Source organism: Mesorhizobium sp. B2-6-4, from assembly GCF_006441495.1.
Taxonomy (GTDB): Bacteria; Pseudomonadota; Alphaproteobacteria; order Rhizobiales; family Rhizobiaceae; genus Mesorhizobium.
The window spans coordinates 357,051-381,327 of the sequence record NZ_VFUE01000003.1; the positions used below are offsets into that span (position 1 = coordinate 357,051).

26 protein-coding genes are annotated in these 24,277 nt (G+C 63.3%); 16 read left to right on the plus strand and 10 right to left on the minus strand.

Going from position 1 to position 24,277, the window contains the following annotated elements:
* Positions 1–69: 69 nt before the first annotated feature.
* The 3 genes from FJ426_RS06315 to FJ426_RS06325 form a co-directional block, all read right to left on the minus strand.
* Positions 70–327, minus strand: coding sequence for a hypothetical protein (locus FJ426_RS06315; RefSeq protein ID WP_008874920.1), 258 nt, complete (start codon positions 325–327; stop codon positions 70–72).
* A gap of 387 nt (positions 328–714) precedes the next feature.
* Positions 715–1,089 (minus strand): TIGR02301 family protein, encoded by a 375-nt coding sequence (locus FJ426_RS06320; protein ID WP_140559466.1) that lies wholly within the window; start codon positions 1,087–1,089, stop codon positions 715–717.
* Positions 1,090–1,151: 62 nt separating this feature from the next.
* Positions 1,152–1,586, minus strand: a complete 435-nt coding sequence (locus FJ426_RS06325; RefSeq protein WP_140494548.1) for an NUDIX domain-containing protein — start codon at positions 1,584–1,586, stop codon at positions 1,152–1,154.
* A 123-nt stretch (positions 1,587–1,709) separates the two neighbouring features.
* Here FJ426_RS06325 and FJ426_RS06330 point away from each other — a divergent pair, with 123 nt between their 5' ends.
* Positions 1,710–2,486, plus strand: a complete 777-nt coding sequence (locus FJ426_RS06330; protein WP_140517820.1) for an SOS response-associated peptidase — start codon at positions 1,710–1,712, stop codon at positions 2,484–2,486.
* A 65-nt stretch (positions 2,487–2,551) separates the two neighbouring features.
* On the opposite strand, the gene FJ426_RS06335 is transcribed toward FJ426_RS06330, so the two are convergent.
* Positions 2,552–2,707: a hypothetical protein gene (locus FJ426_RS06335; RefSeq protein ID WP_140494544.1), complete on the minus strand. Its 156-nt coding sequence runs from the start codon at positions 2,705–2,707 to the stop codon at positions 2,552–2,554.
* Between the two features lie 416 nt (positions 2,708–3,123).
* Between FJ426_RS06335 and cysS the strand changes: the two genes are divergently transcribed.
* The 8 genes from cysS (at position 3,124) to rarD (ending at position 10,309) form a co-directional block, all read left to right on the plus strand.
* The gene (gene cysS / locus FJ426_RS06340) at positions 3,124–4,572 is read left to right on the plus strand and encodes a cysteine--tRNA ligase (RefSeq protein WP_140555783.1); all 1,449 of its coding nucleotides are present in this window, start codon (positions 3,124–3,126) and stop codon (positions 4,570–4,572) included.
* Positions 4,573–4,828: 256 nt separating this feature from the next.
* Positions 4,829–5,185, plus strand: a complete 357-nt coding sequence (locus FJ426_RS06350) for an endonuclease domain-containing protein (protein ID WP_140555932.1) — start codon at positions 4,829–4,831, stop codon at positions 5,183–5,185.
* Positions 5,182–5,568: a VOC family protein gene (locus FJ426_RS06355; protein ID WP_140555781.1), complete on the plus strand. Its 387-nt coding sequence runs from the start codon at positions 5,182–5,184 to the stop codon at positions 5,566–5,568. The genes FJ426_RS06350 and FJ426_RS06355 overlap by 4 nt, the downstream gene beginning before the upstream one ends.
* Positions 5,569–5,574: 6 nt before the next feature.
* On the plus strand, positions 5,575–6,066 hold the full coding sequence (locus tag FJ426_RS06360) for a GFA family protein (protein ID WP_140494536.1): 492 nt from the start codon (positions 5,575–5,577) through the stop codon (positions 6,064–6,066).
* Positions 6,063–6,539 carry a GFA family protein gene (locus FJ426_RS06365; RefSeq protein WP_140559467.1) on the plus strand — a complete coding sequence of 159 codons (477 nt, stop codon included), beginning with the start codon at positions 6,063–6,065 and terminating at the stop codon, positions 6,537–6,539. Before FJ426_RS06360 ends, FJ426_RS06365 begins: the two co-directional genes overlap by 4 nt.
* Positions 6,536–7,495: a prolyl aminopeptidase gene (pip, locus tag FJ426_RS06370; RefSeq protein ID WP_140559468.1), complete on the plus strand. Its 960-nt coding sequence runs from the start codon at positions 6,536–6,538 to the stop codon at positions 7,493–7,495. Before FJ426_RS06365 ends, pip begins: the two co-directional genes overlap by 4 nt.
* 187 nt (positions 7,496–7,682) lie before the next feature.
* Positions 7,683–9,299 carry a citramalate synthase gene (cimA, locus tag FJ426_RS06380; RefSeq protein WP_140559470.1) on the plus strand — a complete coding sequence of 539 codons (1,617 nt, stop codon included), beginning with the start codon at positions 7,683–7,685 and terminating at the stop codon, positions 9,297–9,299.
* Between the two features lie 83 nt (positions 9,300–9,382).
* A complete protein-coding gene (gene rarD, locus FJ426_RS06385; protein WP_140494526.1) occupies positions 9,383–10,309 on the plus strand; it encodes an EamA family transporter RarD in 927 nt (308 codons plus the stop codon).
* Here rarD and FJ426_RS06390 read toward each other — a convergent pair.
* Together FJ426_RS06390 and FJ426_RS06395 are read right to left on the minus strand one after the other, a co-directional pair.
* Positions 10,287–11,285 (minus strand): transporter, encoded by a 999-nt coding sequence (locus tag FJ426_RS06390; protein WP_140555777.1) that lies wholly within the window; start codon positions 11,283–11,285, stop codon positions 10,287–10,289. The two genes, rarD and FJ426_RS06390, sit on opposite strands and share 23 nt — an antisense overlap.
* 177 nt (positions 11,286–11,462) lie before the next feature.
* Positions 11,463–11,753, minus strand: coding sequence for a muconolactone Delta-isomerase family protein (locus FJ426_RS06395; protein WP_140555775.1), 291 nt, complete (start codon positions 11,751–11,753; stop codon positions 11,463–11,465).
* 121 nt (positions 11,754–11,874) lie between these two features.
* On the opposite strand from FJ426_RS06395, the gene FJ426_RS06400 reads away from it, so the two are divergent.
* Positions 11,875–12,771, plus strand: a complete 897-nt coding sequence (locus FJ426_RS06400) for a LysR substrate-binding domain-containing protein (protein ID WP_140559471.1) — start codon at positions 11,875–11,877, stop codon at positions 12,769–12,771.
* A gap of 29 nt (positions 12,772–12,800) precedes the next feature.
* Here FJ426_RS06400 and FJ426_RS06405 read toward each other — a convergent pair whose 3' ends face one another.
* Positions 12,801–13,412 carry a TIGR00730 family Rossman fold protein gene (locus FJ426_RS06405; protein WP_140517827.1) on the minus strand — a complete coding sequence of 204 codons (612 nt, stop codon included), beginning with the start codon at positions 13,410–13,412 and terminating at the stop codon, positions 12,801–12,803.
* A gap of 128 nt (positions 13,413–13,540) precedes the next feature.
* On the opposite strand from FJ426_RS06405, the gene FJ426_RS06410 reads away from it, so the two are divergent.
* The 3 genes from FJ426_RS06410 to FJ426_RS06420 all read left to right on the plus strand — a co-directional run bounded on the left by FJ426_RS06410 (position 13,541) and on the right by FJ426_RS06420 (position 17,286).
* Complete coding sequence (locus FJ426_RS06410; protein WP_140517828.1) at positions 13,541–14,908, plus strand: LysM peptidoglycan-binding domain-containing protein; 1,368 nt, start codon at positions 13,541–13,543, stop codon at positions 14,906–14,908.
* A gap of 121 nt (positions 14,909–15,029) precedes the next feature.
* The gene (locus FJ426_RS06415) at positions 15,030–15,377 is read left to right on the plus strand and encodes a metalloregulator ArsR/SmtB family transcription factor (protein WP_140494514.1); all 348 of its coding nucleotides are present in this window, start codon (positions 15,030–15,032) and stop codon (positions 15,375–15,377) included.
* Between the two features lie 25 nt (positions 15,378–15,402).
* Complete coding sequence (locus tag FJ426_RS06420; protein WP_140559472.1) at positions 15,403–17,286, plus strand: ABC transporter ATP-binding protein/permease; 1,884 nt, start codon at positions 15,403–15,405, stop codon at positions 17,284–17,286.
* A 31-nt stretch (positions 17,287–17,317) separates the two neighbouring features.
* Here FJ426_RS06420 and FJ426_RS06425 read toward each other — a convergent pair whose 3' ends face one another.
* Complete coding sequence (locus FJ426_RS06425) at positions 17,318–18,199, minus strand: SMP-30/gluconolactonase/LRE family protein (RefSeq protein ID WP_140559473.1); 882 nt, start codon at positions 18,197–18,199, stop codon at positions 17,318–17,320.
* Positions 18,200–18,430: 231 nt separating this feature from the next.
* Here FJ426_RS06425 and FJ426_RS06430 point away from each other — a divergent pair, with 231 nt between their 5' ends.
* From FJ426_RS06430 to FJ426_RS06440, 3 genes are all read left to right on the plus strand, one after another.
* Positions 18,431–19,702, plus strand: coding sequence for a DUF4375 domain-containing protein (locus FJ426_RS06430; RefSeq protein WP_140517831.1), 1,272 nt, complete (start codon positions 18,431–18,433; stop codon positions 19,700–19,702).
* A gap of 90 nt (positions 19,703–19,792) precedes the next feature.
* Positions 19,793–20,491: a phosphatidylserine decarboxylase gene (locus tag FJ426_RS06435; RefSeq protein WP_140520667.1), complete on the plus strand. Its 699-nt coding sequence runs from the start codon at positions 19,793–19,795 to the stop codon at positions 20,489–20,491.
* Positions 20,492–20,494: 3 nt separating this feature from the next.
* Positions 20,495–21,313: a phosphatidylcholine/phosphatidylserine synthase gene (locus FJ426_RS06440; protein ID WP_140562458.1), complete on the plus strand. Its 819-nt coding sequence runs from the start codon at positions 20,495–20,497 to the stop codon at positions 21,311–21,313.
* Positions 21,314–21,414: 101 nt separating this feature from the next.
* Here the strand turns inward: FJ426_RS06440 and FJ426_RS06445 are convergent, their stop codons facing one another.
* Positions 21,415–23,637, minus strand: coding sequence for an AMP-binding protein (locus tag FJ426_RS06445; RefSeq protein WP_140562456.1), 2,223 nt, complete (start codon positions 23,635–23,637; stop codon positions 21,415–21,417).
* A 136-nt stretch (positions 23,638–23,773) separates the two neighbouring features.
* Entirely contained in the window at positions 23,774–24,181 is a 408-nt protein-coding gene (locus FJ426_RS06450) for a 4-oxalocrotonate tautomerase family protein (protein WP_140494501.1), read from the minus strand.
* Between the last annotated feature and the right edge of the window lie 96 nt (positions 24,182–24,277).

Consider the following 24,277-nt stretch of genomic DNA (forward strand, 5'->3'; position numbering starts at 1 on the left):
TGCCCGTTTCTCCCTGCTTCCGGGCATGATGCCCGAGCGGCATTTGCCGTCAAAGAACCGGACGTCGGTTCAGTGCCGCAGCCGTTCGGGTTCGAAGGCGCCAGCAATGACCTTTTCACGCATGCGGTCGAGCAGGGCAAGGGCCGATGTCTCGCCGTTGGCGCGCAGCATTTCGCCGAACGCGGTTTCAAGCGCCGCTTCGGCGATGATCTCGGGTTCTATGCCTGCCGAAAGACCTTCGGCCCAGGCCTCGCTGTGGCTCTCCACCGCGGTCAGGCGCTTTTCTTCCCTGACCAGCGCGTCGATGTCGTTGACACCATGTTCCATAAGCGATGTCCACCCTTGCAAGCAGCGATCCGTCGATGGATCAGGCTTGATCTGTTCCGTTTACACGCAGCCGCAAATAAGTCTTTGTAAATACGACATTTTTTTGATCGTTCTTTACAGGAGGCCGGTTGCGCTTGCGAAGCTGCATTCAATCCTGGTCAAACTTAGCCGATTAGGCGTGCCTGCGGGGTGAAAACCTTCAGTTTGAGTTAATTCCACATCCGCGCGCTAACGTTTCATTAACGCTGTTGCATAAGCGCAACAAAAGGATTGCACCATGACAGTTCTCGACACAAGCTGGATATGCCCGCAGTCGCCGCCAATGGACCGGATATCTGTTGATGAAGGCCGGATGCGCTCTTGCGAGGGCACTTTGGGCGATATGGGCTAGTTTCCGTAGCGCGAGGCGATGTCGCGCGACAGGGTCTCGCCTTCCTTCATGTAGCGGCCGATGGCTTCGGTCGCCGACGCGGTGCATTGCGTGTAGGTGCCGTCGAATGAGCGGTAGCCGCGATTGAAGCTGGCGATGAAGCGGGCGCGCCGTTGCGGATCCGGGTTCTCCGATTCGAGCAGCTTCTGCATCTCGCCGCGCCACTGGTCGCCCTTTTCGCCGCACAGATTGCGCAGGAAATGCAGCGACCCCAGAACCTCCGCCAGCCGCATCAGCCCCGGTTCGAAGGGTGCCTCGGCGCTGAACGCCGGTCGTGCCGCCACAGGGCTGACGGCAAGGCATGTCGCGAGAAGGAGAGGAAGGCAACGCATAAGTCAATCTGGCCAAACAATTTGCCGCCTGCAAGGCGATTGTGCCGGGCGAATTCCGGATTTCAGGGTCGCTCAGGGGTTTGCGACGGCCGTCCGAGCAGTTCCTCGGCGACCGCGAGCACCGAACCGGCAAGCGGCAGATCAGCCATTTCGGCCAGCGTGTAGAAGGCGGCGGTCTCGGCGTCGTCGCTGGCCACGGCCTCGCCGCCGGCATGGGCCGCACCGAATACCGTCAGCAGGTAATCGACCGGATGCCCGTCGAGCGTGCCGTCGATGAGGATTTCGCGCAGCCGTCGGTAGTTTTCGGCCTGCAATTGCGTCTCCTCCAGCAATTCGCGCCGTGCCGCCTGTTCCAGCGTCTCACCGGCTTCGACCTTGCCGCCCGGGAATGCATAGAACCCTTGCGAGGGTTGTCGCGCCCGCTTGACCAGAAGCACGGCGTCGCCGCGCACAACGGCGACCGAGACCGCGGGAATGACTTTTCGCACTTCGTCCATGGATATCCGATCGCCCTGATTTACGGCAGCCTGTTGTGGACCGGCCGACGCCGGACAGCTTTAGCGGTTGCAGTGCTGCTGTTCCATCGCCACTTTCGAAACCGGACATCAGGACCAATAGACATGTGCGGACGTTTTGCCTTGACCGCGACACCGGACCAGACAGCCGCTTTCCTCGGGCTGGCGGAGGTGGAGCAGTTTCCTACGCGCTACAATATAGCGCCGACGCAGCCGGTGCTGATGGCGATCTCAGGCCCGCCGCGGGCGCCGGGTTCCAACCTGCCGGACCGCCGGCCGATGCTGGTGCGCTGGGGCCTGATCCCCGCCTGGGTAAAGGATGTCGGCGAATTTCCGCTGCTGTTCAACGCACGCTCCGAAGGCGTGATCGAAAAGGCCTCGTTCAAAGCCGCCATGCGCCATCGCCGGGCGCTGGTGCCGGCATCAGGTTTTTACGAATGGCGCCAGGCGCGGCCCGGAGAGGCGGGCGGCAGGAAGGGGCAGCCTTACTGGATCAGGCCGCGGCATGGCGGGTTGGTCGCCTTTGCCGGGCTGGTTGAAACCTATGCGGAACCGGGCGGCTCGGAGTTGGACACCGGCGCCGTTCTGACGGTCGAGGCCAATGCCGACATCGCGCATATCCATGACCGCATGCCCGTGGTGATCGCACCTGAAGACTTCACCCGCTGGCTCGATTGCCGCGGACTTGAGCCGCGCGACGTCGCCGACCTGTTGCGGCCGGCGCAACGCGACTTCTTCGAAGCGATTCCGGTCTCCGACCTCGTCAACAAGGTCGCCAACACCGGGCCGGAGATTCAGGAGAAGAGGGAGATCGGGCCCGAGCCCGAGAAGGTCAAGCGCCGGAAACCCGGCGCGGACGACAGTCAGATGACGCTGTTTTAGCAGGAACTCTGTTCGAGGTGCGGTTTGGCGCCTCGTTCCGACCCTTGGGCCGATCGCGCACTGCTTCAGGCAGCGCGGGGCGATACGATTTTCTGCACCGGCTTTTTCTTCTTCGCGGTGTGGAGCAGGGCGGCGACGATCGCGGCCGGGCCGATTGCGCGATAATGGTTTGCCAGCGCTGGTTGCTTGGCGCGGTTGGCTTCCTGCTTGCTTCGAGGCATGTGTCTCTTCCCAGATAACGTTTCCGTGTCTGCGTTTGGCGGCCGAATCCGACCAAATCGTGACGCAGGTTGATCTAGCCGGCGTATGTTTCATGACTGTGCCGACATGTTTAATAAAATGTTTCAGTGGCTGATTCCGTGTGATCGGGCGACGCATTTGCCAGTTCTGGCGTCGTTTTTCTCGGGATAAGCGACTTGACGGCAACACTGGCCAAGGCGATAAAGCCGCCTATGAAAACGTCTTTCGCCATTTGTGGCATTTGCATTATTGGCTAGCTTCGCGCTGGTCCGGACGTTTTCGCCTCATCTTCCGCTAGATTGGACAAACGCCCCGGCCAGCAGGCTGGAGTCCGTTTTGCGCCTCGGCGCGGAGCTGGCTTCATCCAGGCAAAAGTTCTGAACCGGAAAGGCATGGAATGTCTGACGCATCGAAGGGCCTGCGCCTCTACAACACGCTGACGCGCGCGAAGCAGGATTTCGTCCCGATCGACGCGCTGAACGTGCGCATGTATGTCTGCGGTCCGACCGTCTACGACTTCGCCCATATCGGCAATGCCAGGCCGGTGATCGTCTTCGACGTGCTGTTCCGGCTGCTGCGCCATCTCTATGGCGAGATGCATGTCACCTATGTGCGCAACATCACGGATGTCGACGACAAGATCAATGCACGCGCACTGCGCGATTTCGGCAGCGAGATATCAGCCGGCAGACTGTCGCTTAACGAGGCGATAAGGCGGGTGACGGAGAAGACTGCGGGCCAATTCCACAAGGACGTCGCGACGCTCGGCTGCCTGGAGCCAACAGTCGAGCCGCGCGCCACCGAGTTCGTCGAGCCCCGTGCCGACGGCAAGGCAGACATGATCACCTTGATTCAAAGCCTGATCAAACGCGGCCATGCCTATGTTGCCGCAGGCGAAGTGCTGTTCGACACCGCTTCGATGCCCGACTACGGCCAGTTGTCGAAGCGAAATCTCGACGAGCAGCAGGCCGGTGCTCGCGTTGCAGTCGACGCGCACAAGAAGAATCCTGGCGACTTCGTGCTGTGGAAGTTGTCGTCCCCGGAGGAGCCGGGCTGGCAGAGCCCATGGGGCAGGGGCCGGCCGGGCTGGCACATCGAATGCTCAGCCATGTCCGCCGCCTATCTGGGCGAGGTCTTCGATATTCATGGCGGCGGTCTCGACCTGATCTTCCCGCACCACGAGAACGAGATCGCCCAGTCACGCTGCGCGCACGGCACCGATGTGATGGCCAACATCTGGATGCACAACGGCTTCCTGCAGGTCGAAGGGCAGAAGATGTCGAAGAGCCTCGGCAATTTTTACTCGATCAACGAGCTGCTGGAGACCGAAACGTTCGGCGGCCGCAAATGGCCCGGCGAGGTGCTCAGGCTGGCTATGCTGATGACCCATTATCGCGAACCGATCGACTTTTCCGTGCGCAAGCTCGAGGAAGCGGAGAACACGCTGCGCAAGTGGAAACGCGCGGCCGATCTGGCGCCGGCGGTCGGGCAATTGCCGGACGAGGTCGTGCAGGCGTTGTCGGATGATCTCGCCACCTACGCCGCCTTCCAGGTTTTGACCCAGTTGGCCGGCGAGGCGGTCGACTTCAGCGGCGATGGCGAAAACGCCGCAGCGGCCTCGCTGAAGGGTGCGCTTGCCTTCCTGGGTTTCGATGTCGGGGCGGCCAAGGTCGACGAAGCCGCGCTCGCCAAGGCGATCGCCAGGCGCCTGGAATTGATCGCCGCCAAGAACTGGGCCGAAGCCGACCGCATCCGCGACGAGTTGTTGGCGCAAGGCGTGCAACTGAAGGACGGCAAGGACCCGGTCACCGGCGAACGTGTGACGACGTGGGAGGTGAAGCGGTGAGGGCGACTGTTCTTGTGGCGGGAATGGAGAGGTTGGCGCGAAGCACCCCCCTCTGTCCTGCCGGACATCTCCCCCTCAAGGGGGGAGATTGGATATCACCGAGGCTTTCGCCAATCGCTGACGTTGGAGGTTGGGTACCGTCAGCGAAACTGCCGATCTCCCCCCTTGAGGGGGAGATGTCCGGCAGGACAGAGGGGGGCGCCTCGCCGTGATCCATTATCGTGTGTCTCCTGTCAATCGAGCCAATGCGCGCAAGATGCGCAAGGCTATGACCGACGCCGAACTGAAGCTTTGGAATGAGATACGCGCACACCGACTCATGGGGCTGGCGTTTCGACGTCAAATGCCAATAGCGGGCTACATCGTCGATTTTGCTTGCCCTAACAGGAAGCTGATCGTTGAGCTGGATGGTTCTCAGCACGCCTCTCATGAGGTCTCGGCGTCTGACGCCGCGCGAACAGCCAAGCTCACAGCGCTCGGCTGGACCGCCCTGCGCTTCTGGAATGATGACGTGATCCGCGATATCGACAGTGTCTGTCAGCACATCGTGATTGCGGCCGGCCTGGCTGGCGCGGAAGTGCCGGAACCAGCAACGGAGGAGTTCGTTCCATGATCGACCATCTCGGCATCGACGTTGCTGACTTTGACGCTTCGAAGGCTTTCTATGACAAGGCGATGGCGCCGCTTGGGGCCTCGCTGCTCTATATGGTGCCGCTGGAATACACCGGCGGCGCCAAGGTCGGTGGCTACGGCCGCGATCGGCCGGTGTTCTGGCTCCAGGAAGGCAAGGAGGGGCAAAAGGCCCGCCAGCACGTTGCCTTCACCGCGCGCAGCCGCGCCGAGGTTGATGCTTTCCATGCTGCCGCTCTCGCCGCCGGCGGCAAGGACAATGGCGGGCCGGGCCTGCGCCCGCACTATCATGCGGACTACTATGGCGCCTTCGTCTTCGATCCCGACGGCAACAATGTCGAGGCCGTCTGCCATGATGCGGAGTGACCTGCCATGAGCCTCGACAACCGGCCGATCTACACCGGCGGCTGCCAGTGCGGCGCCGTGCGCTTTCGCGTCGAGGGCGCACTCGGCGATGCCTCGGTCTGCCATTGCCGCATGTGCCAGAAGGCGAGCGGCAATTTCTACCTTCCGCTGGTCTCGGTGCGCGGCGCCAAGGTGGACTGGACGCGCGGCGAGCCCAAGCGCTTCCGCTCGTCGAACGCTGCCTGGCGTGGGTTCTGCGCCGAATGCGGAACGCCGCTGACTTTCGAGGCGCCGGACGGCATGGCGCTGGCGATTGCCGCCTTCGACGCTCCGGCTGATATCGCGCCGACCATCCAATGGGGCACCGAGGCAAAGCTGCCTTACGTCGATTCCATTCCAGAATTGCCGGGCGAGGATACGATGGCGGACATGGGTTCGGCCCCCTATCTGGCAGAGCTTGTCTCCTACCAGCATCCCGACCACGACACCGAGCAATGGCCGCCGGAGAAAACATCATGAGCGAGACCATTCGAACCGGCGGCTGCCAGTGCGGCGCCGTGCGCTTCCGCATCAAAGGCAAGCTTGGACGCCCGTCCATCTGCCACTGTCGCATGTGCCAGAAACAGTTCGGTTCCTTTTTCGGCGCCCTGGTGACAGCGCCGAAGGACGGCGTCGAATGGACCCGTGAGGAGCCGAGCTATTTCCAGTCCTCGGTCAACATCGATCGCGGTTTCTGCGCCCGCTGCGGCACGCCGCTGACCTACCGCCAGCCCGGCGGCCTGGAGATCGCCATCGGCGCCTTCGACGATCGCTCCGACCTGGCGCCGCAGATCCAGGTCAATTACGCCGGGCGGCTGCCTTGGGTGGAGACGATCTTCGAACAGCCCGTCCACCAGGATCCAGACTATTACGCAAGGCAGGAGGAGATCATCTCCTTCCAGCATCCCGACCATGAAACGACGGACTGGCCGTCCAAAGGTTTGCAACTATGAGCTCTGAACTGCGCACGCTTTATCCCGAGATCGAAGCTTTCGAGAGCGGTATGCTCGACGTCGGCGACGGCCACCAGGTCTATTGGGAACGCTCCGGCACCAAAGGCGCCAAGCCGGCGGTATTCCTGCATGGCGGGCCGGGCGGCACCATCTCGCCAAAGCATCGGCGGCTGTTCGATCCCGATCTCTACGACGTCATCCTGTTCGACCAGCGCGGTTGCGGCAAGTCGACGCCGAATGCCTCGCTGGAGGCCAACACCACGTGGCACCTGGTCGCCGATATCGAGCGCCTGCGCGAAATGGCCGGCTTCGACAAATGGCTGGTCTTCGGCGGTTCCTGGGGTTCGACGCTGGCGCTCGCCTACGCCGAGACGCACCCGCAACGCGTCAGTGAGCTCGTCGTACGGGGCATCTATACGGTGACCCGCCCCGAACTCGAATGGTACTATCAGTTCGGCGTCTCCGAGATGTTTCCCGACAAGTGGGAGCGCTTCCTGGCGCCGATCCCCGAGGCCGAGCGCGGCGACCTGATGGCCGCCTATCGCAAGCGGCTGGTGGGGTCCGACAGAAACGCGCAGATCGAGGCGGCCCGCGCCTGGAGCCTGTGGGAAGGCGAGACGATCACGCTTTTGCCCGAGCCGGAGACCAGCGGACCGTTTGGTGAGGACGACTACGCCGTCGCCTTCGCCTGCATAGAGAACCACTACTTCGTCCATGCCGGTTGGCTGGAGGAGGGACAGTTGCTGCGCGATGCCTGGAAGTTGAAGGACATTCCCGGCACCATCGTCCACGGCCGCTACGACATGCCGTGCCCGGCACGCTACGCCTGGGCGCTGCACAAGGCCTGGCCGAAGGCGGATTTTCACCTGATCGAGGGTGCCGGCCATGCCTATTCCGAGCCAGGGATATTGGACCGGCTGATCCGGGCGACGGATCGGTTTGTGGGGAAAAACTGATGTCGGCGCTCACCCCCCTCTGGCCTGCCGGCCATCTCCCCCTCAAGGGGGGAGATTGGCCATCACCTGGGGTTTCGCAAATTTTCAGCGCCGCAGGTGATGGCGGGACATTCGAACTGCCGATCTCCCCCCTTGAGGGGGAGATGTCCGGCAGGCCAGAGGGGGGCGTTCAAGCGCCCACAGGACGATGAAAAAGCAACGCCTCTACCTCTTCGACACAACACTTCGCGATGGCCAGCAGACGCCCGGTATCGACTTCTCGGTCGAGGACAAGATCGCCATCGCCAAGCTGCTCGACGAATTCGGCCTCGACTATGTCGAGGGCGGTTACCCCGGCGCCAACCCGACCGACACGGCCTTCTTTAGGGAGAAGCGCACCGCGCAGGCAAAGTTCGTCGCCTTCGGCATGACCAAGCGGGCGGGGGTGTCGGCTTCCAACGATCCCGGGCTTGCCGCACTCGTCCAGTCGCGGTCGGACGCCATCTGCTTTGTCGCCAAGAGCTGGGACTATCATGTCCGTGTGGCGCTCGGCTGCACCAATGAGGAGAATCTGGAGTCCATCAAGGCCTCGGTGGAAGCCGCCATTGCCGCGGGGAAGGAGGCGATGGTCGATTGCGAGCATTTCTTCGACGGGTTCAAGGCCAATCCGGATTATGCGCTGGCGTGCGCCAAGACCGCTTATGATGCCGGCGCGCGCTGGGTGGTGCTGTGCGACACCAATGGCGGCACGCAGCCCTCGGAACTACGCGCAACCGTCGAAAGGGTCGTCGCCGCGGGCATTCCCGGCGACCATCTCGGCATCCATGCCCATGACGACACCGGTCAGGCGGTGGCGAATTCGCTGGCCGCGGTCGAAGCGGGCGTGCGCCAGATCCAGGGCACGCTGAACGGCATTGGCGAACGCTGCGGCAACGCCAATCTGATCTCCATCGTGCCGACGCTGGCGTTGAAGCCGGCCTTCGCCGACCGTTTCGAGACGGGGATTTCCGCCGAGGCGCTTACCGGCATTTCGCGCTTGTCGCGCGCCTTCGACGAACTCTTGAACCGCGCTCCGGAGGCGCAGGCGCCCTATGTCGGCGCTTCCGCCTTCGCCACCAAGGCCGGCATCCACGCTTCGGCGCTCGCCAAGGAACCTGCGACCTACGAGCATGTGCCGCCGGAAGCGGTTGGCAACCGCCGCCGCGTCATGGTTTCCGACCAGGGCGGCAAGGCCAATTTCCTGGCCGAGCTGAAGCGGCGCGGCATCGATGTGCCGAAGGACGATCACCGGCTCGACGCATTGATATCGGTGGTCAAGGAGCGTGAGGCCTCCGGCTATGCCTATGAGGGCGCCGACGCCTCCTTCGAGCTCCTGGCGCGCAAGATGCTGCACGGCTTGCCCGAGTTCTTCCACGTCACCTCGTTCCGTTGCATGATCGAACGCCGCTTCGATGCCAATGGCCAGTTGAAGACGGTGTCGGAAGCGGTGGTCAAGGTGCTGGTCGAGGGCGAGGAGAAGATGTCGGTGGCCGAGGGGCACGGCCCCGTCAATGCGCTCGACATCGCACTGCGCAAGGATCTCGGCAAATACCAGGGCGAAATCGCCGATCTGGAACTCGCCGACTTCAAGGTGCGTATCCTCAATGGCGGCACCGAGGCGATCACTCGCGTTCTGATCGAATCGCATGATGCGACAGGTGCCCGCTGGTGGACGGTCGGCGTTTCCGAAAACATCATCGACGCCTCGTTCCAGGCGCTGATGGATTCCATCATCTACAAGCTGATGAAGAACCGGGACATGGCGGGTCTGGTGGCGGCGGAGTAAGTTTGAACCATCAGCGAAAGTCCATTGATCCATCAGAACTTTGCGATGGTCTTGCCAAGGTTACTGGGCCATAGCGTTGGGCCATGGCCGCTGAAGCAATTACCCAGGACGCAGTTTCAAAAGCCCGCCGCGGCTTCCTGCTGGCGCTGGGTGCCTATTTCTTGTGGGGTTTGCTGCCTTTCTACATGAAAGCGGTTGCGCACCTGCCGCTTGCCGAGGTGATTGCCCACCGCATCGTCTGGTCGGTGCCGATCGCCGCCGCGGTTCTGGTCTGGGCCGGCCGCACGGCGGATTTCAAGGCGGCAATCCGTTCGCCCCGCACGATCGCCATGGCGGCGCTGACGGCGGCGCTGATCTCGGTCAATTGGGGCGTCTACGTCTGGGCGATCGCCGTCGACCGCACCGTAGAAACCGCCCTTGGCTATTACATCAATCCCCTGGTCAGCGTCGTGGTCGGCGCCCTGCTGCTCGGCGAGCGGCTCGATCGGCTGCAGATCGCGGCCGTGGTGCTTGCGGCGATCGCGGTCGCCGTGCTGACGATCGAGGCTGGCAAGTTGCCATGGGTATCGCTGGCGCTGGCCTTTTCCTTCGCCGCCTACGGTTTTTTCCGCAAGACGCTGCCGATCGGCCCCAGCCAGGGTTTTCTGCTCGAAGTGCTTCTGTTGTCGGTGCCGGCCTTGGGTTATATCGCCTGGCTGATCGCCACCGGACAGGACCATTTCGTTTCCGGCAACGGCGTCGATGCGGCGTTGCTGGCCGGTTGCGGGCCGGTGACCGCGGTGCCGCTGCTGCTGTTCGCATTCGGCGCCAGGCTTTTGCGTCTCTCCACCATAGGTATCATGCAATATATTGCGCCGACCATTGTGTTCCTGATCGCCGTGCTGATCTTCAAAGAGCCGTTCGACACCACCCAGGCTGTCGCCTTTGCCCTGATCTGGGCGGCGCTGGCCATGTATTCCTGGTCGATGCTGGCGACGGCGCGCCGGGCTACATCTGCCCGAGCCGCCTGACGAAGAGATAGGTCGCTCCGGCGATCAGCATCGAAACCGCAGTCACCACCCAGAAGCCTATCGGCGTGTTGACCAGCGGCAAGCCGCCGACATTCATGCCGAACAGGCCCGAGATGATCGTCATTGGCAACAGCACCGCGGTCATCACCGACAGCACGTAGAGCAGCCGGTTCGACTGCGTCGTCAGCTTGGCCATCAGCTCGTCCTGCAACAGCCTGGCGCGCGCCTGCAACTGCTCGCCATCATAGTGCAGCGTCTGCGCGCGGTGCGAAAGCCGTGCTGCCATGTCGTTGATCGAATCGGGCAGGTCGTTGCGGTGCGAATGGTCGAGATGGCGAAACAGATTGGTCAGGGTCGCCATCTGCCGGTGAATCACCACCAGGTGCCGGCGCGCATCGACGAGCGCCTGCCGCTCATTGTGCCATGCGTCGCAGACGATGCGGTCCTCGATGCCGTCGAGACTGTCGCCAAGTGCAGCGAGTTCCACCGCCATGCCGTCGAACGACTGGCCCACGACCGCCTCGATCAGCTCGGCCGGCGAGCGAAACTTGCGCGAGCCGTTCTCGATCGCCTTGCGGATATTGTCGACCGACTGCAAGGGCTGCTTGCGGGCGCCGACCAGCATGGTGTCGTTGAGGGCGAAACGGAAATGGCCAAGCCCGCCGGCTTCCGCCGAATAGTCGTGACGCAGGTCCGGCAGGTCGCCGTAGAGCCAGTCATCCTCGAGGTCGATGTGGCAGCCATGGCTGGCGGACAGGAAGGCCTCGCGCACTGGCGCCGGCAGGGCCTGTTCGGCGGCGATCTCGTGGCGTGCGCGCATGTCGGAAAGCTGGTAGCTGCGCCACGTCCATTGCGCGCCGGCGGCATCCTTGGTGCGCAGGCCGTCGGCGGTGAAATGATAGATGAAGAACAGCCCATGCTCGTCTGGCAGGTAGGGCGACAGGTCGGTGCCTTCCGGGGCGAGAGCAGTATCCATGGTGTAGTGCCGGATGCATATTTCGAGCATCGCACCGCTTGGCGGCGCGTGATTGCAACATCTAGCATGGGCGGCGGGGTTTCGTGTGACGGTTCCTTGACAGCCGATCACACTCTCTCGAGCGGCCGCGTCAGTGCGGCGGCGCCTTTCGCCGCCACCGCATTGCGACTGCCACACTTAGCGCTTCGGACCGAAACCGGGATAAGGGTTCAGCGGCACGATTGCGGCAATGTCCATCATGCCGGCCTTGACCAGCGGCAAGCTGCCGAGATGACTGCGCACGTCGGCATCGCTGGCCGCCTCGAACATCATGCCGCTCCCGGGAATGTCGCCACGGTTCCAGACCTGGCGAACCGCGCCCTGGGCGTAGAGCGTGCGCCGCTGCTCGGCCTCGCCGGGCAGCAGCGGCGCGAAATCGGCATCGGTGAATTTTTCGGTGTTGCGGGTGAGGAGGGCAAAGAACTGCATGTCGGTCTCCTGTTTGTCAGCGGTAGGTGACGGCAGGTATCGCGCTGGATGGTCAGACTGTCCAAGACTGATTAGGCTAAAGTTGAGACTTTTGAAGACTTGATGCCGCGCGGAGCAAAAAATGTTCGACTTGCGCCAGATCCGATATTTCGTCGCCGTCGCGGAAACCGGCAATGTCGGTCGCGCCGCCGAGCTGCTGCATATTTCGCAGTCGCCGCTGAGCCGGCAGATCATGCAGCTTGAACAGCAGCTTGGCGTAACCCTGTTCGAACGGGTAAAACAGCGCGTCCATCTCAATGCCGAGGGCCGCGCCTTTCTCGCCGAGGCCCGCGCGCTGCTGTCGAACGCGCGCCGGCTGGAGGAACTTGGTCGAAACCTTGCCAGCGGGTCTGTCGGGCGTCTTGCCATCGGCTATGTCGAAGGCGCCGTGCACGCCGGGCTTGTCGCCGCGATGCTGCGCCAATTCCGCCGCGACCGGCCGGATTTTCATCTCCAGTTGAGAAGCCTGCGCTCGGCGGCGCAGATCGAGGAGCTGCGGCAGCGGTCGCTGGATCTGGGCCTGGTCTATTCGCCGCCCGCCGCGGACGATCCCGATGTCGCCAGCATGCCGCTGCGCCACGAGCCGCTGGCGCTGGCGATGCCCGAAGGCGATCCGCTCGCCGAAGTGGCCGATATCCAGCCGCACCATCTCGACGGCCGCGTCTGGATCACCGTCGTGCGCCAGCCCGACGACACCAATCGCGGCCAGTTCCTGGCCGCCTGCGCCAAGGCGGGTTTCCTGCCCGATATCGCCTATGAGACGGCGGACCCGTTGACCTCGCTCGGCCTTGTCAGCGCCGGCCTCGGCCTTGCCACCGTCCAGTCGAGCCTGCGCATCGCCGCGCCGCCCGGGATCCTGTTTCGGGACCTGCCATGGTTTGAGCGCAAGGTCTCGATCCATCTCGCCTGGCGGCGCCAGGATCGGCGGGCGGTAATCGATGATCTGCGGCTGGCCGGCAGTAGGGCAGTAGGGCAGTAGGGCAGTAGGTTCTGTCTTCAGCTACAGCCTTACATCTTGTCTATCACCGACTGCACGCCCTCCGTCGGCGCATCGACCGAGGAGCCTGCCACCATGATGGCGGCGACGATTGCCTCGGGGTCATTGACGACCAGCGGCTTGACCCGCTGTGCGGTGTGAATGAAGCCTTCGGTTGCCATATGGTCGATAAGCGCCAGCATCGGATCCCAGAATCCGCCGACATTGCCGAAGACGATCGGCTTGCGGTGATGGCCAAGTTGCGCCCAGGTCATGACCTCGACGATCTCCTCGACTGTGCCGATGCCGCCCGGCAGCGCCACAAAGGCGTCGGATTTCTCGAACATCTTATGTTTGCGCTCGTGCATGTTTTCGGTGATCACGAGCTCGTCGAGCCGGTCTAGCGCGGTTTCGGTTGCTTCCCTGTTGATCAGGAAGCGGGGAATGATGCCGGTGACCTTGCCGCCGGCCTTGAGCGCGCCTTCAGCGACGGCGCCCATGATGCCTTTGGTGCCGCCGCCATAGATCAGCCTGAGGCCGGAGCGCGCAAGCGATCGCCCGAGCAGGTGACCAGCCTTGACATAGGTTTCATCACGGCCCGGAGACGAGCCGCAATACACGCAGACGGATCGAATCGTATTCATGCCGATGATTGGTGATTGGGTCTGAAAGCGCGGTCAAGCCCTAAGGGCCGAGAAGTCCGGGCTTTTTCTTGTCGGTGATGGTAAAACAGGCTAGACCGGCGTTAGGTGGCTAAGGGGCAGGGAAGTAGATGGCGATCAATCCGTTGAAGGCGTTTCTGTTCGCGGCGGGTGGGACCGTTGCGGTCGCGGGAACCGCCTATGTGTCGGGCGCGCTCGACCCATATTTCAATCGCACGCCGCCGGCGGACGTCGCGGCGCAGGCTCCGCCTGTGGCGCCGAAGCCGGCCAATCCGGGCACGGAAGCGCGGCTGCCGCAGGCTGCGGCACCGTCCGCTCCCACCTCTGAGGCAACCGCGCCTGCCGTCGCGGGTCCGATCGCCCCGACCTTCGACGTGGTGCGCGTTGAAGGCGATGGTTCGATCGTCGTCGCCGGCAATGCGGCGCCCAATTCAAAGGTCGAGATCCTCAACGGTTCGACCGTGATCGGCTCGACGGTCGCTGGTCCCGATGGCGCCTTCGTCATCGTGCTCGATGATCCGCTGAAGCCCGGTGACTATACGATTGCCTTGCGCTCCACCGCCGGCGATGTGGTGACCGCTTCGGCCCAGACGGCCGTCGTCTCCATTCCCGCCAATGCGAGCGGTCAGGTGCTGGCCATGGTCGAGGAACCGGGCAAGCCGGCCGAACTGCTGACCGTGCCCCAGCCGCAGACAACACCGGAAGCGCCTGCAGCCGCGGCTCCGGCGCCAGGCGCGTCCGCCGCCATCGAAGCAACGCCTGCTCCTGCGGCGCCGACAACGCCGCCCGCGCCATCCGTGGCCGAACCCAAGATCGTCGTCGAAGCGGTCGAGATTGACGGCAGCAAGATTTTTGTCGCCGGCCTCGCAGACCCGGGCCGCAAGGTGCGCGCCTATGCCAACGACATCCTGCTTGGCGAAGCGCAGACATCGCCGAATGGCCATTTCCTGGTTGAGGCGAGGCGCGACGTACCGGTCGGCAGTTACACCATCCGTGTCGATGGCCTCGATGCCGACGGGGTGAAGGTGGTGGCCCGCGCCGCCGTACCGTTCGAGCGCGAACCGGGCGAGGCGGTCGCCGCCGTGGCGCCTGCTGGATCCAAGGCGGCCGATGCAAAGTCTGCCGAACCGTCGGCTGCCGCTGAAGCGCCCGCCAACCCGGCGGAACCGGCTCCGGCCGATGCAGTGGCCACGCCGCCTTCCGATGTGGCCGAGACTGTTTCACCTAAGCTCGAACATGCCAACGGCGCCGTGATCATCCGCCGCCACGATACGCTGTGGCGGATTTCGCGGCGCGTTTACGGTTATGGCATGCGCTACTCGACAATCTATCTCGCCAACCAGGACCAGATCCGCAATCCCGACCGCATCTGGCCGGGACAGGTGTTCAAGGTCCCGCCACGGTCTAAGGAAGGCGAGGCCGCCGACCTCAAGGCGATGGGTGACCAGATGACGACGCATTCGGCGAAGACGGAGTAGGCAAGCGTCAGCGGGGCGGCTGCAAGCCGTTCCGAAGCCGATCCTTCGCAGCCCTCCGCCTGCAATCTCCCCATCCGGCCAGCTTGCCTCGTCATCGTTCATCGTCTATCGCCGATGAACGATGACCGAATCCCTGCCTGAACCGGACCGCGCGACGAGCGCGCCAACCTCTTGCACCACCGACAGCCACTCCATCGCGGCCCGCTTCGCCGCGCTCTCGCACCCTGCGCGCATCGAGATCCTGAAACGCCTGTCCGCCAGCGGTTTCTGCTGCTGTCGGGACGTTGTCGACCATCTCGATCTCGCCCAGTCGACCGTCTCGCAGCATCTGAAGATCCTGGTCGAGGCGGGGCTGGTGCGCTTCGCGCCTGACCGCCAGCGCTCGCGCTACGAGGTGGACCAAGCCGCGCTTGCCGGCGTGTCGGCTTCGCTGAGCGCGCTCGTCGTTTCCTGCTCGACCAGCCGCTGACCCTCTCACCCAAAAGGCAAGAAAAGTGGCCGAAAAAACCGTCTCCGCCGATTCCCCGACCTTCAAGACGCTGCTTAACCTCTGGCCCTATATGTGGCCGGCGGATCGTGCCGATCTGCGGGCGCGCGTCACCTGGGCGACAATTCTGCTGGTGGTTGCCAAGCTGACATTGGTCGCGGGACCCTATTTCTTCAAATGGGCGACCGACGCCTTGGCCGGTGACGGCAGATCGACGCCGCCGCTGCCCGCCTTCCTGCTCGCCCCAGTCATGTTGGTTGTCGCCTACAATGTGGTGCGGCTCGTGCAACTCGGCTTCAACCAGTTGCGCGACGCGCTGTTTGCCCGCGTCGGCCAGTACGCGGTGCGCCAGCTTGCCTTCCGCACCTTCGTCCACATGCACCAGTTGTCCCTGCGCTTCCATCTCGAACGGCGCACCGGCGGCCTGTCGCGCATCATCGAGCGCGGCACCAAGGGCATCGAGACGATCGTGCGCTTCATCATGCTCAACACGGCGCCGACCATCCTCGAATTCGCGCTGACCACGGGCATCTTCGCCTACACCTATGGCTGGAAATACGTAGCCGTGGTGGCGGTCACCGTCTGGCTCTATGTCTGGTTCACGGTTCGCGCCAGCGACTGGCGCATTTCGATCCGCCGCGACATGAACGACAGCGACACCGACGCCAACACCAAGGCGATCGACTCTCTGCTCAATTTCGAGACGGTCAAATATTTCAACAACGAGGCCATGGAGGCCGAGCGCTTCGACCGCTCCATGGCGCGTTACGAGATGTCGGCGACGAGAATCTGGACCTCGCTCGGCTGGCTGAATTTCGGCCAGGGCGTCATCTACGGGCTGGGCACGGTCATCGTCATGTGCATGTCCGCGCTCGAAGTGCAGCGTGGCACGCAGACCGTCGGTGATTTCGTCTTCATCAACGCCATGCTGATGCAGCTATCGGTGCCGCTCAATTTCATCGGCTTCATCTACCGCGAGATTCGCCAGGGCCTCACCGATATCGAGCAAATGTTCGACCTGCTCGACGTACCGCAGGAGATCGTCGACAAGCCCGGTGCCAGGCCGCTTGCGATCGAGGCCGGCAAGGTCGAATTCCGCGACGTGCATTTCTCCTACGATCCGAATCGCAAGATCCTGAAAGGCATCAGCTTCGAGGTGCCGGCCGGCAAGACTGTCGCCATCGTCGGTCCTTCGGGCGCGGGCAAGTCGACCATCTCGCGGCTGCTGTTCCGCTTCTACGACATCCAGTCGGGCCAGGTGCTGATCGACGGCCAGGATGTCAGGGAGGTGACGCAGGAGAGCCTGCGCGCGGCGATCGGCATGGTGCCTCAGGACACCGTGCTGTTCAACGACACCATCGCCTACAACATCCGCTACGGCCGCATCGGCGCCAGCGAGGAGGAGGTGCGCAAGGCGGCCGAACTCGCCCAGATCGGCCCCTTCATCGAGCGGCTGCCCGAGGGTTACCGCTCGATGGTCGGCGAGCGCGGGCTGAAGCTTTCCGGCGGCGAGAAGCAGCGCGTGGCGATTGCCCGCACCATCCTCAAGGCGCCGCCAATCCTGATGCTCGATGAGGCGACTTCGGCGCTGGACAGCCATACCGAACAGGAAATCCAGGCCGCGCTCGACCTGGTCAGCCGGGGCCGCACCACCATCGTCATCGCCCACCGGCTGTCGACGGTGATCACGGCCGACGAAATCATCGTGCTCAAGGACGGCCAGATCGCCGAACGCGGTACACATGCCGATCTGATGCGCAAGCACGGGCTTTACGCCTCGATGTGGGACCGCCAGCGCGAGGCGACCGAAGCCGAGGAGCGTCTGCGCATCGCCCGCGAAAGCGACGAACTGGGTGTGGTGGTGCGCAGGCGCACGTCGGAGCTGTCGTAGCGGCGTTGGCTATCTCCGTCGCTTTCGCCAATCAGCGTGTGCCCGAAATGTAAGACGGCCATCCCGCGCCAGGCGAGGAAACAGCGACGCCCAGCACCTGACCAGTGCGGGCGTCGCTCGACATGTGGTCGAAGCCGCGCCACTCGGCTGCGGTGATGAACAGCGTCCTGCCGTCGACACCGCCCAGCATGCAGGCGAAGCAGCCGCGATCGGCGGTCACGGTCTGCAGCAGCTCACCGCCTTCGCGTACCTGCGCACAGCGCTTGTTGGGAACATCCGCGTACCAGACCGTCCCTTCGGCATCTAGGCAGATGCCATCGGGATAGCCGTCGACATCGGCCCACACCCGCCGATTAGCCAGAGTGCCGTCGGCGGCTATGTCGAAGGCGGTCAGCCGGTTGGAGTGGGATTCGGCAATGATCAGCGTCCTGTTGTCCGGGGTCACAGCCATGCCATTGGCAAACGCGATATTCCCAGCCACTTGCCTGGCCGTCCCGTCCGGCGTGATCAGCACGATCGTGCCCGGGCCGAAATGCTGGCCGGGTGCCGGCGCCGGGCCGCCGCCATTGACATAGATATTGCCGCGCCCATCGACGACGATCTCGTTCCAGGGGCTTTTCGAAAGGTCGCGCAGATCGGCATGGGTGACGAGCCTGCCATCCACCTCCTGCCTTAGCAGCAGGCCTTCGCGGCCTGAAATCACGAGCAACCTGCCATCCGGCAGCCAGTCGATGGAGTAGGGCAGGACCGCTGGCACGGTGAGCATCACCCTGCTCTTGCCGTCTTCGCTCACGGCGACGATCTCTCCGGTACCCCAGTTGCAGAGCCACAGGCGTCCCTCATGCCAACGCGGCGATTCCCCGAAAGCGAGGCCCTTGGCGATAATCTTGGCGTTCTCGGCAACGGATGACATTGCTGGCTCCTTGGCTGCGTGACCCACGTCACCGTTCCGAAGGCGTCGCGGGGCACTGTCCTGCCAAGGACGGGCGAGCGTATGGCTTGCCGACATGGCGGCCGACAATTCTGAAAGGCTAATACGCGATGGTGATCCCGCCAAATCTGCACATACCTGGGTCTCTTTCAAATCTAAAAGCAGGTGATATTGTCACCTCGGGAACAACCAGCCGCGGTTGCTTTGCGGTCTATGAAAGCATTTTCGATGTTCGGATTTTTCTTTCGCAAGTCTAAAAAAACGTCTGAAAAACTCGCGCCGAATGCTGCCAGGTGGCCACAGGTCAGGCTGCCGCTGCCGGTTTTTGTGCGCCGTTCAACAGTAGAAAAGGCAATCGATAGCCCCTCGGAACTCGTCTTCGCCGTTGAGATTTTCATCCATACCATGACTTATGAAGGGCTCTACCGATATCCGGAGATCAGCCCGAGGGCGATGCAGGTTTCCCACGCAAACTCGTACTCGGCTGAGGTGAAGAATGGCGGGCACAGTCAATTCATCTACAATGGCGCAGAGGAAACCAACGCCATGATTACGAACGCCCGAGTTGGACTCGCTGCTAGCGGTGCGAGCGGCCAATTGGCGACTTTGGAAAAGATGTCCTCCTGGATTGCCGAGCATCCCGATGAGGCGGCCGAACAAACGGGCTTCGAGGGTGGTTGCGACGATTTTCTGGATGCGCTTGACGGTGAGTTCTACCACGCAGATGAGGCTGCACCGATGCAGGGTTTCTTGGCGCGCTGGATCGTCTCGTGGCCTGATCTACAGATTGTCGAAGATGACGACTACAGCGATGTTATACACGGTCTGGTGATGGCCAACCCGCAACGCGAAGCCAGGCTTCTTCATCGTTCGATTAGCAAGCTGGTGCGCCAGATGATCGGCTGGCGCGACGTTGGGGCCGGTCTCGCCTGCGCCAAGGTGTCTCCGCCTGAGGTCAGATTGGGCTTTGGCATGGCAAGAATGCTGGATGTCGGGGGTGAGATGCAGATGGTTTTCCAACTGCGTACCAGTGCGAAGGAGCCTCGGCTATGCGTTGCAACTGAGACGCACGCCGATATCTACGAATACATCGCGGCGGAAGACCCACCGGTCATACGCCCGGGTGAGAATTCTTTGGGAGCCATCGCTCCGCGAGTAGGCAACCGACTTGGCCACGCTGAAGGCTCGGAAATCAAAATGGTTGTCGAATTGGCTGAGCAGTATCATGCCCCGGCTGCTGTCGACCTTCTACTGCGCAAAGCCGGATTCGACCCGACGGACGCCATCGTTTCAGCGAACTCAATCGTGCAAACGGCGGAAGGCGTGGTCGTGAACTGGGTGGTGTTGGCGTCTGACCGGGCCTTCCTCTTGCTGTCTTCGTGGAATGGTAGTGTGCTCTTGCGTGGCAAAGATAACGAAAAGCTTGCCGACGCTACAATCCCGGAACTCGCCGAGCACTTTGATCGTTCCGCTGCTGCGGGCTAGCTCGTCCACCCTCCTTCCCCATTGTCGCGTTGCGGGCAGAGGGTGTTTCGGTTATTGAGGCCGAACCTGAAACAGGGACTGCCCCATCCCATGAGCCTTGTCGATACGGTCAAGAACGCGTTCGTACCGATCCATCGCGAGGGCTATCCGTTCATCGCCGCCTTCGGCGCGGGCACGCTTTTCCTCGGCTATTTCTCCTCGATCCTGTTTTGGATCGGGCTCATCCTCACCGCCTGGTGCGCCTATTTCTTCCGCGATCCCGAGCGGGTGACGCCGGTCGATGACAGTCTGGTGGTGAGCCCCGCCGATGGCGTCATCTCGGCGGTCGGCCCGGCCGTGCCGCCGCGCGAGCTTGGCCTCGGCAATGCCGAAATGACCCGCATATCGGTGTTCATGAACGTCTTTTCCTGCCACGTGAACCGCGCCCCGGTGCGCGGCAAGATTTCCCGTATCGAGCATCGGCCCGGAAAATTCCTCAATGCCGAACTCGACAAGGCAAGCACCGAGAACGAGCGCAACGGGCTGGTCATCGACAGCCCCAACGGCACCGTCGCGGCAGTGCAGATCGCTGGCCTCGTGGCGCGGCGCATCGTCTGCTGGGCCGAGACCGGCGGCTCGATCGCCATCGGCGAGCGTTTCGGCCTGATCCGCTTCGGCTCGCGCGTCGACGTCTTCCTGCCGGAGGCGGCGACACCACGCGTGGCCGTCGGCCAGACGGCGGTCGCCGGCGAAACGGTGCTGGCGGAATTCGGCGGTATCGCCGCCACGCCTCTCGTGCGGATCTCCTGACCGGTGGGCGCGCCGTTCAAGAAATTCGAGGCGCATGCCAGCGGCGGCCCGCGCATCCGCGAAATCCCGATGCGCATGGTGCTGCCCAATCTGGTTACGGTGCTCGCCATCTGTGCCGGCTTGTCCGGCATCCGCTTCGCTTTCGAGAACCGCTTCGAGCCCGCGGTGGTCATGGTGCTGCTCGCCGCGTTCCTCGACGGCATAGACGGCCGGTTGGCGCGAATGCTGAAGGCGACGTCGAAATTCGGCGCGCAGATGGATTCGCTGGCCGACATCGTCAATTTCGGCGTCGCGCCCGCGCTGGTGCTTTACGCTTTCCTGCTCGACCGCGCGGGATCGCCGGGCTGGATTGCCGCCCTTTTGTTCACCATCGCCTGCGGCATGCGGCTCGCCCGCTTCAATGTTCTTGACGAGGAAAAGGCCGAGCGGCCGGCATGGCAGACCGAATATTTCGTTGGGGTACCGGCGCCGGCGGGCGCCGTGCTGGTGATGCTGCCGCTTTATCTGTATTTCCTGCGGCTTGGGCTGGAGCCCGGCCGCCCGGCCGCCTTCATCGCCACCGGCTTCACCGTACTGGTCGCCTTCCTGCTGGTCAGCCGTTTGCCGGTCTATTCGGGTAAGAGCATCAAGGTGCCGGGTGACAAGGTATTGCCCGTCATCCTGGGGGTCGTGCTCTATATCCTGCTCTTGATGACCTATCCCTGGTACACGCTGACGGCCTCCGTCGCCGGTTATCTCCTCTTCCTGCCGTTCAGCGTGCGTGCCTATTCGAAGCGCGCCAGGCTGGAAGGCGAGCAGGTGCCGCCTTCGGATATAGGATAACGCTGTTATCCCTCTTTGAAGGCGACAGAGGGTGCATTGAAGGCCAGCGCTTTGCGCCCGGGCCCTGCGATTTAGGCGAGACGACCCTTCAGGCCGTTCGCCTACGCCGCCGCACTCAGCCCCAGACGATCGATGGCCAGTCTGCGGGCCGACACGTAGTCGGTCTTGCCCGAGCCCAGCGCCGGGATCTCTTCCACCTTGACGATGTCGTTGGGCACCATCAGTTCGGCCGCCCCGGCCTTCTTGCCGAATTGGCGCAGTTCCTCGGCACTCGCATCGTCGGCGGTGGTCACCAGCACGATGCGCTCGCCGCGCCGTTTGTCGGGCACCGCCACGGCGGCATGGCGCTCTTCCGGCCACAGCGACTGCACCAGCATCTCGACCGCACCCAGCGACACCATCTCGCCGGCGATCTTGGCGAAACGCTTGGCCCGGCCGCGAATGGTGATGAAGCCCTCGCGGTCGACCGAGACGATGTCGCCGGTGTCGTGCCAGCCTTCGAGCCGCTGCAATTCGCCCGGTCGGTCGGCGGTCATGTAGCCCATCATCATATTCGGACCGTGGAGCCACAGACGGCCGGCGCCATCGATGCCTTCGACGGGTTCGAGCTTCATGCGGATGGCCGGCAGCAGCCGCCCGACGGTGCCGTCGCGGCTATGGATGGCGGTGTTGACGGCAACCACGGGCGCGGCCTCGGTCAGCCCAAAGCCTTCGATGATCTCGGCCTGGAAACGCTCGCGATAGGTGCGGCGGGTTTCCGGCTTTACCGCTTCGGCGCCGGCGACGACGAAGCGCAGGCTGGAAAAATCGCCGTCCTTGGCGGCACGCGCGTAATTGGCGAGGAAAGTGTCGGTGCCGAACATGACCGTCGGCTTCACCTTACGGGCGATCTCGGGGATGATCTTGTAGTGGAGAGGCGAAGGGTAAAGGAACAGCTTTACGCCTGTAACCAGCGGCAGGATGGTGCCGCCCGTCAGCCCGAAGGAGTGGAACACAGGCAATACGTTGAGCAGGATATCGGCCGGCGAGATGGTGATACGGGCTTCCGCCTGCATGGCGTTGGCGTAAAGGTTCTTGTGCGACAGCACCACCGCCTTCGGCGTGCCTTCCGAACCGGAGGTGAACAGGATGACCGCGGGTTTGGCTGCGTCCTGGCGCTGCAGCGGCCAGCGCCACAGCAAGGCGGCGGTAAGCTTTTCCAGCGCTGTCACGCTTGCGCGTGTATCCTCCAGCCAGAGAAATTTCGCGCCGCCCTTTTCGACCGCCGTCACGATATCGCCGAGGTCGGCCTTCTCGATGAAGGCGTGGGAGGAGACGACCGTGCGGATCACCGCCGTGCGGATGGCGGCGGTGACGCTGGCCGGACCCGCGGTGTAGTTGATCATCGCGGCCACCCGCCCGGCCGAGAGCAGCCCGACCAGGGACAGCACCACGCCATTGGCGTTGGGCAGGAGCAGGCCGACCGCTTCGCCGGGCGCCGTCACCGTCTCGAAACGCCTGCCCAGCACGCGCGCGCCGATAAACAGTTTTCGATAGCTGAGCGCGCCCGAGACGACGTCCTCGATGATCGGATGCGATGCGCCGACCCTGGTTGCGGCGTCACGCATGGCCAGGAACAGGCCGCGATCGAGATCGGCGGCTGCGAAGCGCGCCTCGGCGAAGCGGTCGAACAGCGCGTTGGTGTTCGAGGCCTGCTCGGGAATGCGCGCCACCAGCTCGGCAATGGTCATTGGTTCCAATGCGCTGATCGACAGGCGCGGGAACCAGCGCCGGGGCACGATGCTGGCCGGCGTCAACGAGACCGGAAGGTCGCGGGCGCCGCCGACGAAGATCGGCACGATGCGGGCATCGGCCTGCATGGCGATGCGCGTGACAGCGCGAAACAGCCGGAACGACTTGACGTCGGGCTCGACCGCGTCCGGCAGGTAGACGGCAAGCCGGCCCTTGCCCTTCAGCACGCGCACCAGCCTGCGGCTGACGAAGACGTGTTCGGCGTTGAAGGCGATGGTGCGGCCAAGCTCGCGCCACGGCTCTAGCCATGGTGCCCTGGCCGAGGCTCCGTCGAGGATGTGCAGCGTGTCGTCAGGCAGCAGCGACAGCATCAGCGCCGGTTCGAAGTGCGACTGATGTGAGATGACATAGATGACTGGCGCCGCCGCATCGCGCGCGATTGCCATGCGGCTGTCGCTGATCCGGTACGCGAGCTTGAACGGCACGTAGAGCAGCGCCTGGGCAAAGCGCAGGCCGAGGCGGAACTTTTCCACTACCCCGATCAGCAGCCAGGCCACGACCAGACCCGCAAGCAGCGCCAGTGTCAGGATCATGCCGCGTCTCTCCCAACGTTCCTTGCACCTCGGCTCTGCGGCCGCTTCGGCAAGAACCTAGACGATGTGCGGGCAAGGTCAATGCGCAAGGGCCTCTTGCCGCCTCTCACGAAGGGAAGGGCAAAAGCGGCATCCTTTACGCCGCCTTCAGTCTCCCGCTGATGAAGCGGAATTCCTGCGTTTTGCCGCCATAACCGTAGGCGGCGGCCGGCACTTCGTGGACGAAGGCGTAGCTTTCTTCGTGCACGGACCCGAGCAGGCGCCCGAAGGCGGCGAAGATCGCCTTGAGATAGGCTTCCAGCTCGAGCTTGGTGTTGGTGCCGTCGACCACCTTGATGTCGAGCCAGAACGTATTGGTCCCATGCTCGGCCAGCGACGTGCCGCCGGCGAACCAGTGCTGCGGATCGAGATAGGAGACGGCAACCGCCGTTATGGTCGGATCCTTGCGAAGGTGCGTGGCGGTGAGTTCGGTCGCCTCCTTGGCGATCCTGGCGGACAGCGTGGCGTCGGGCTTCCCGGTGACGCTGACGTTGATGATGGGCATTGTCCTTCTCCTTGGTTCTGGCGGCCTCTGTCAGCCGATGATGCAACCCTGTCACCAACCAGGAAACATGAAAATCGAATTGTTTTCAGAGAATAC

Excerpts from the sequence above, each read along its gene's own strand:
- FJ426_RS06315 (WP_008874920.1), bottom strand. The coding sequence starts at position 327 with ATGGAACATGGTGTCAACGACATCGACGCGCTGGTCAGGGAAGAAAAG.
- FJ426_RS06320 (WP_140559466.1), bottom strand. The coding sequence starts at position 1,089 with ATGCGTTGCCTTCCTCTCCTTCTCGCGACATGCCTTGCCGTCAGCCCT.
- FJ426_RS06325 (WP_140494548.1), bottom strand. The coding sequence starts at position 1,586 with ATGGACGAAGTGCGAAAAGTCATTCCCGCGGTCTCGGTCGCCGTTGTG.
- FJ426_RS06330 (WP_140517820.1), top strand. The coding sequence starts at position 1,710 with ATGTGCGGACGTTTTGCCTTGACCGCGACACCGGACCAGACAGCCGCT.
- FJ426_RS06335 (WP_140494544.1), bottom strand. The coding sequence starts at position 2,707 with ATGCCTCGAAGCAAGCAGGAAGCCAACCGCGCCAAGCAACCAGCGCTG.
- cysS (WP_140555783.1), top strand. The coding sequence starts at position 3,124 with ATGTCTGACGCATCGAAGGGCCTGCGCCTCTACAACACGCTGACGCGC.
- FJ426_RS06350 (WP_140555932.1), top strand. The coding sequence starts at position 4,829 with ATGCGCAAGGCTATGACCGACGCCGAACTGAAGCTTTGGAATGAGATA.
- FJ426_RS06355 (WP_140555781.1), top strand. The coding sequence starts at position 5,182 with ATGATCGACCATCTCGGCATCGACGTTGCTGACTTTGACGCTTCGAAG.
- FJ426_RS06360 (WP_140494536.1), top strand. The coding sequence starts at position 5,575 with ATGAGCCTCGACAACCGGCCGATCTACACCGGCGGCTGCCAGTGCGGC.
- FJ426_RS06365 (WP_140559467.1), top strand. The coding sequence starts at position 6,063 with ATGAGCGAGACCATTCGAACCGGCGGCTGCCAGTGCGGCGCCGTGCGC.
- pip (WP_140559468.1), top strand. The coding sequence starts at position 6,536 with ATGAGCTCTGAACTGCGCACGCTTTATCCCGAGATCGAAGCTTTCGAG.
- cimA (WP_140559470.1), top strand. The coding sequence starts at position 7,683 with ATGAAAAAGCAACGCCTCTACCTCTTCGACACAACACTTCGCGATGGC.
- rarD (WP_140494526.1), top strand. The coding sequence starts at position 9,383 with ATGGCCGCTGAAGCAATTACCCAGGACGCAGTTTCAAAAGCCCGCCGC.
- FJ426_RS06390 (WP_140555777.1), bottom strand. The coding sequence starts at position 11,285 with ATGGATACTGCTCTCGCCCCGGAAGGCACCGACCTGTCGCCCTACCTG.
- FJ426_RS06395 (WP_140555775.1), bottom strand. The coding sequence starts at position 11,753 with ATGCAGTTCTTTGCCCTCCTCACCCGCAACACCGAAAAATTCACCGAT.
- FJ426_RS06400 (WP_140559471.1), top strand. The coding sequence starts at position 11,875 with ATGTTCGACTTGCGCCAGATCCGATATTTCGTCGCCGTCGCGGAAACC.
- FJ426_RS06405 (WP_140517827.1), bottom strand. The coding sequence starts at position 13,412 with ATGAATACGATTCGATCCGTCTGCGTGTATTGCGGCTCGTCTCCGGGC.
- FJ426_RS06410 (WP_140517828.1), top strand. The coding sequence starts at position 13,541 with ATGGCGATCAATCCGTTGAAGGCGTTTCTGTTCGCGGCGGGTGGGACC.
- FJ426_RS06415 (WP_140494514.1), top strand. The coding sequence starts at position 15,030 with ATGACCGAATCCCTGCCTGAACCGGACCGCGCGACGAGCGCGCCAACC.
- FJ426_RS06425 (WP_140559473.1), bottom strand. The coding sequence starts at position 18,199 with ATGTCATCCGTTGCCGAGAACGCCAAGATTATCGCCAAGGGCCTCGCT.
- FJ426_RS06430 (WP_140517831.1), top strand. The coding sequence starts at position 18,431 with ATGAAAGCATTTTCGATGTTCGGATTTTTCTTTCGCAAGTCTAAAAAA.
- FJ426_RS06435 (WP_140520667.1), top strand. The coding sequence starts at position 19,793 with ATGAGCCTTGTCGATACGGTCAAGAACGCGTTCGTACCGATCCATCGC.
- FJ426_RS06445 (WP_140562456.1), bottom strand. The coding sequence starts at position 23,637 with ATGATCCTGACACTGGCGCTGCTTGCGGGTCTGGTCGTGGCCTGGCTG.
- FJ426_RS06450 (WP_140494501.1), bottom strand. The coding sequence starts at position 24,181 with ATGCCCATCATCAACGTCAGCGTCACCGGGAAGCCCGACGCCACGCTG.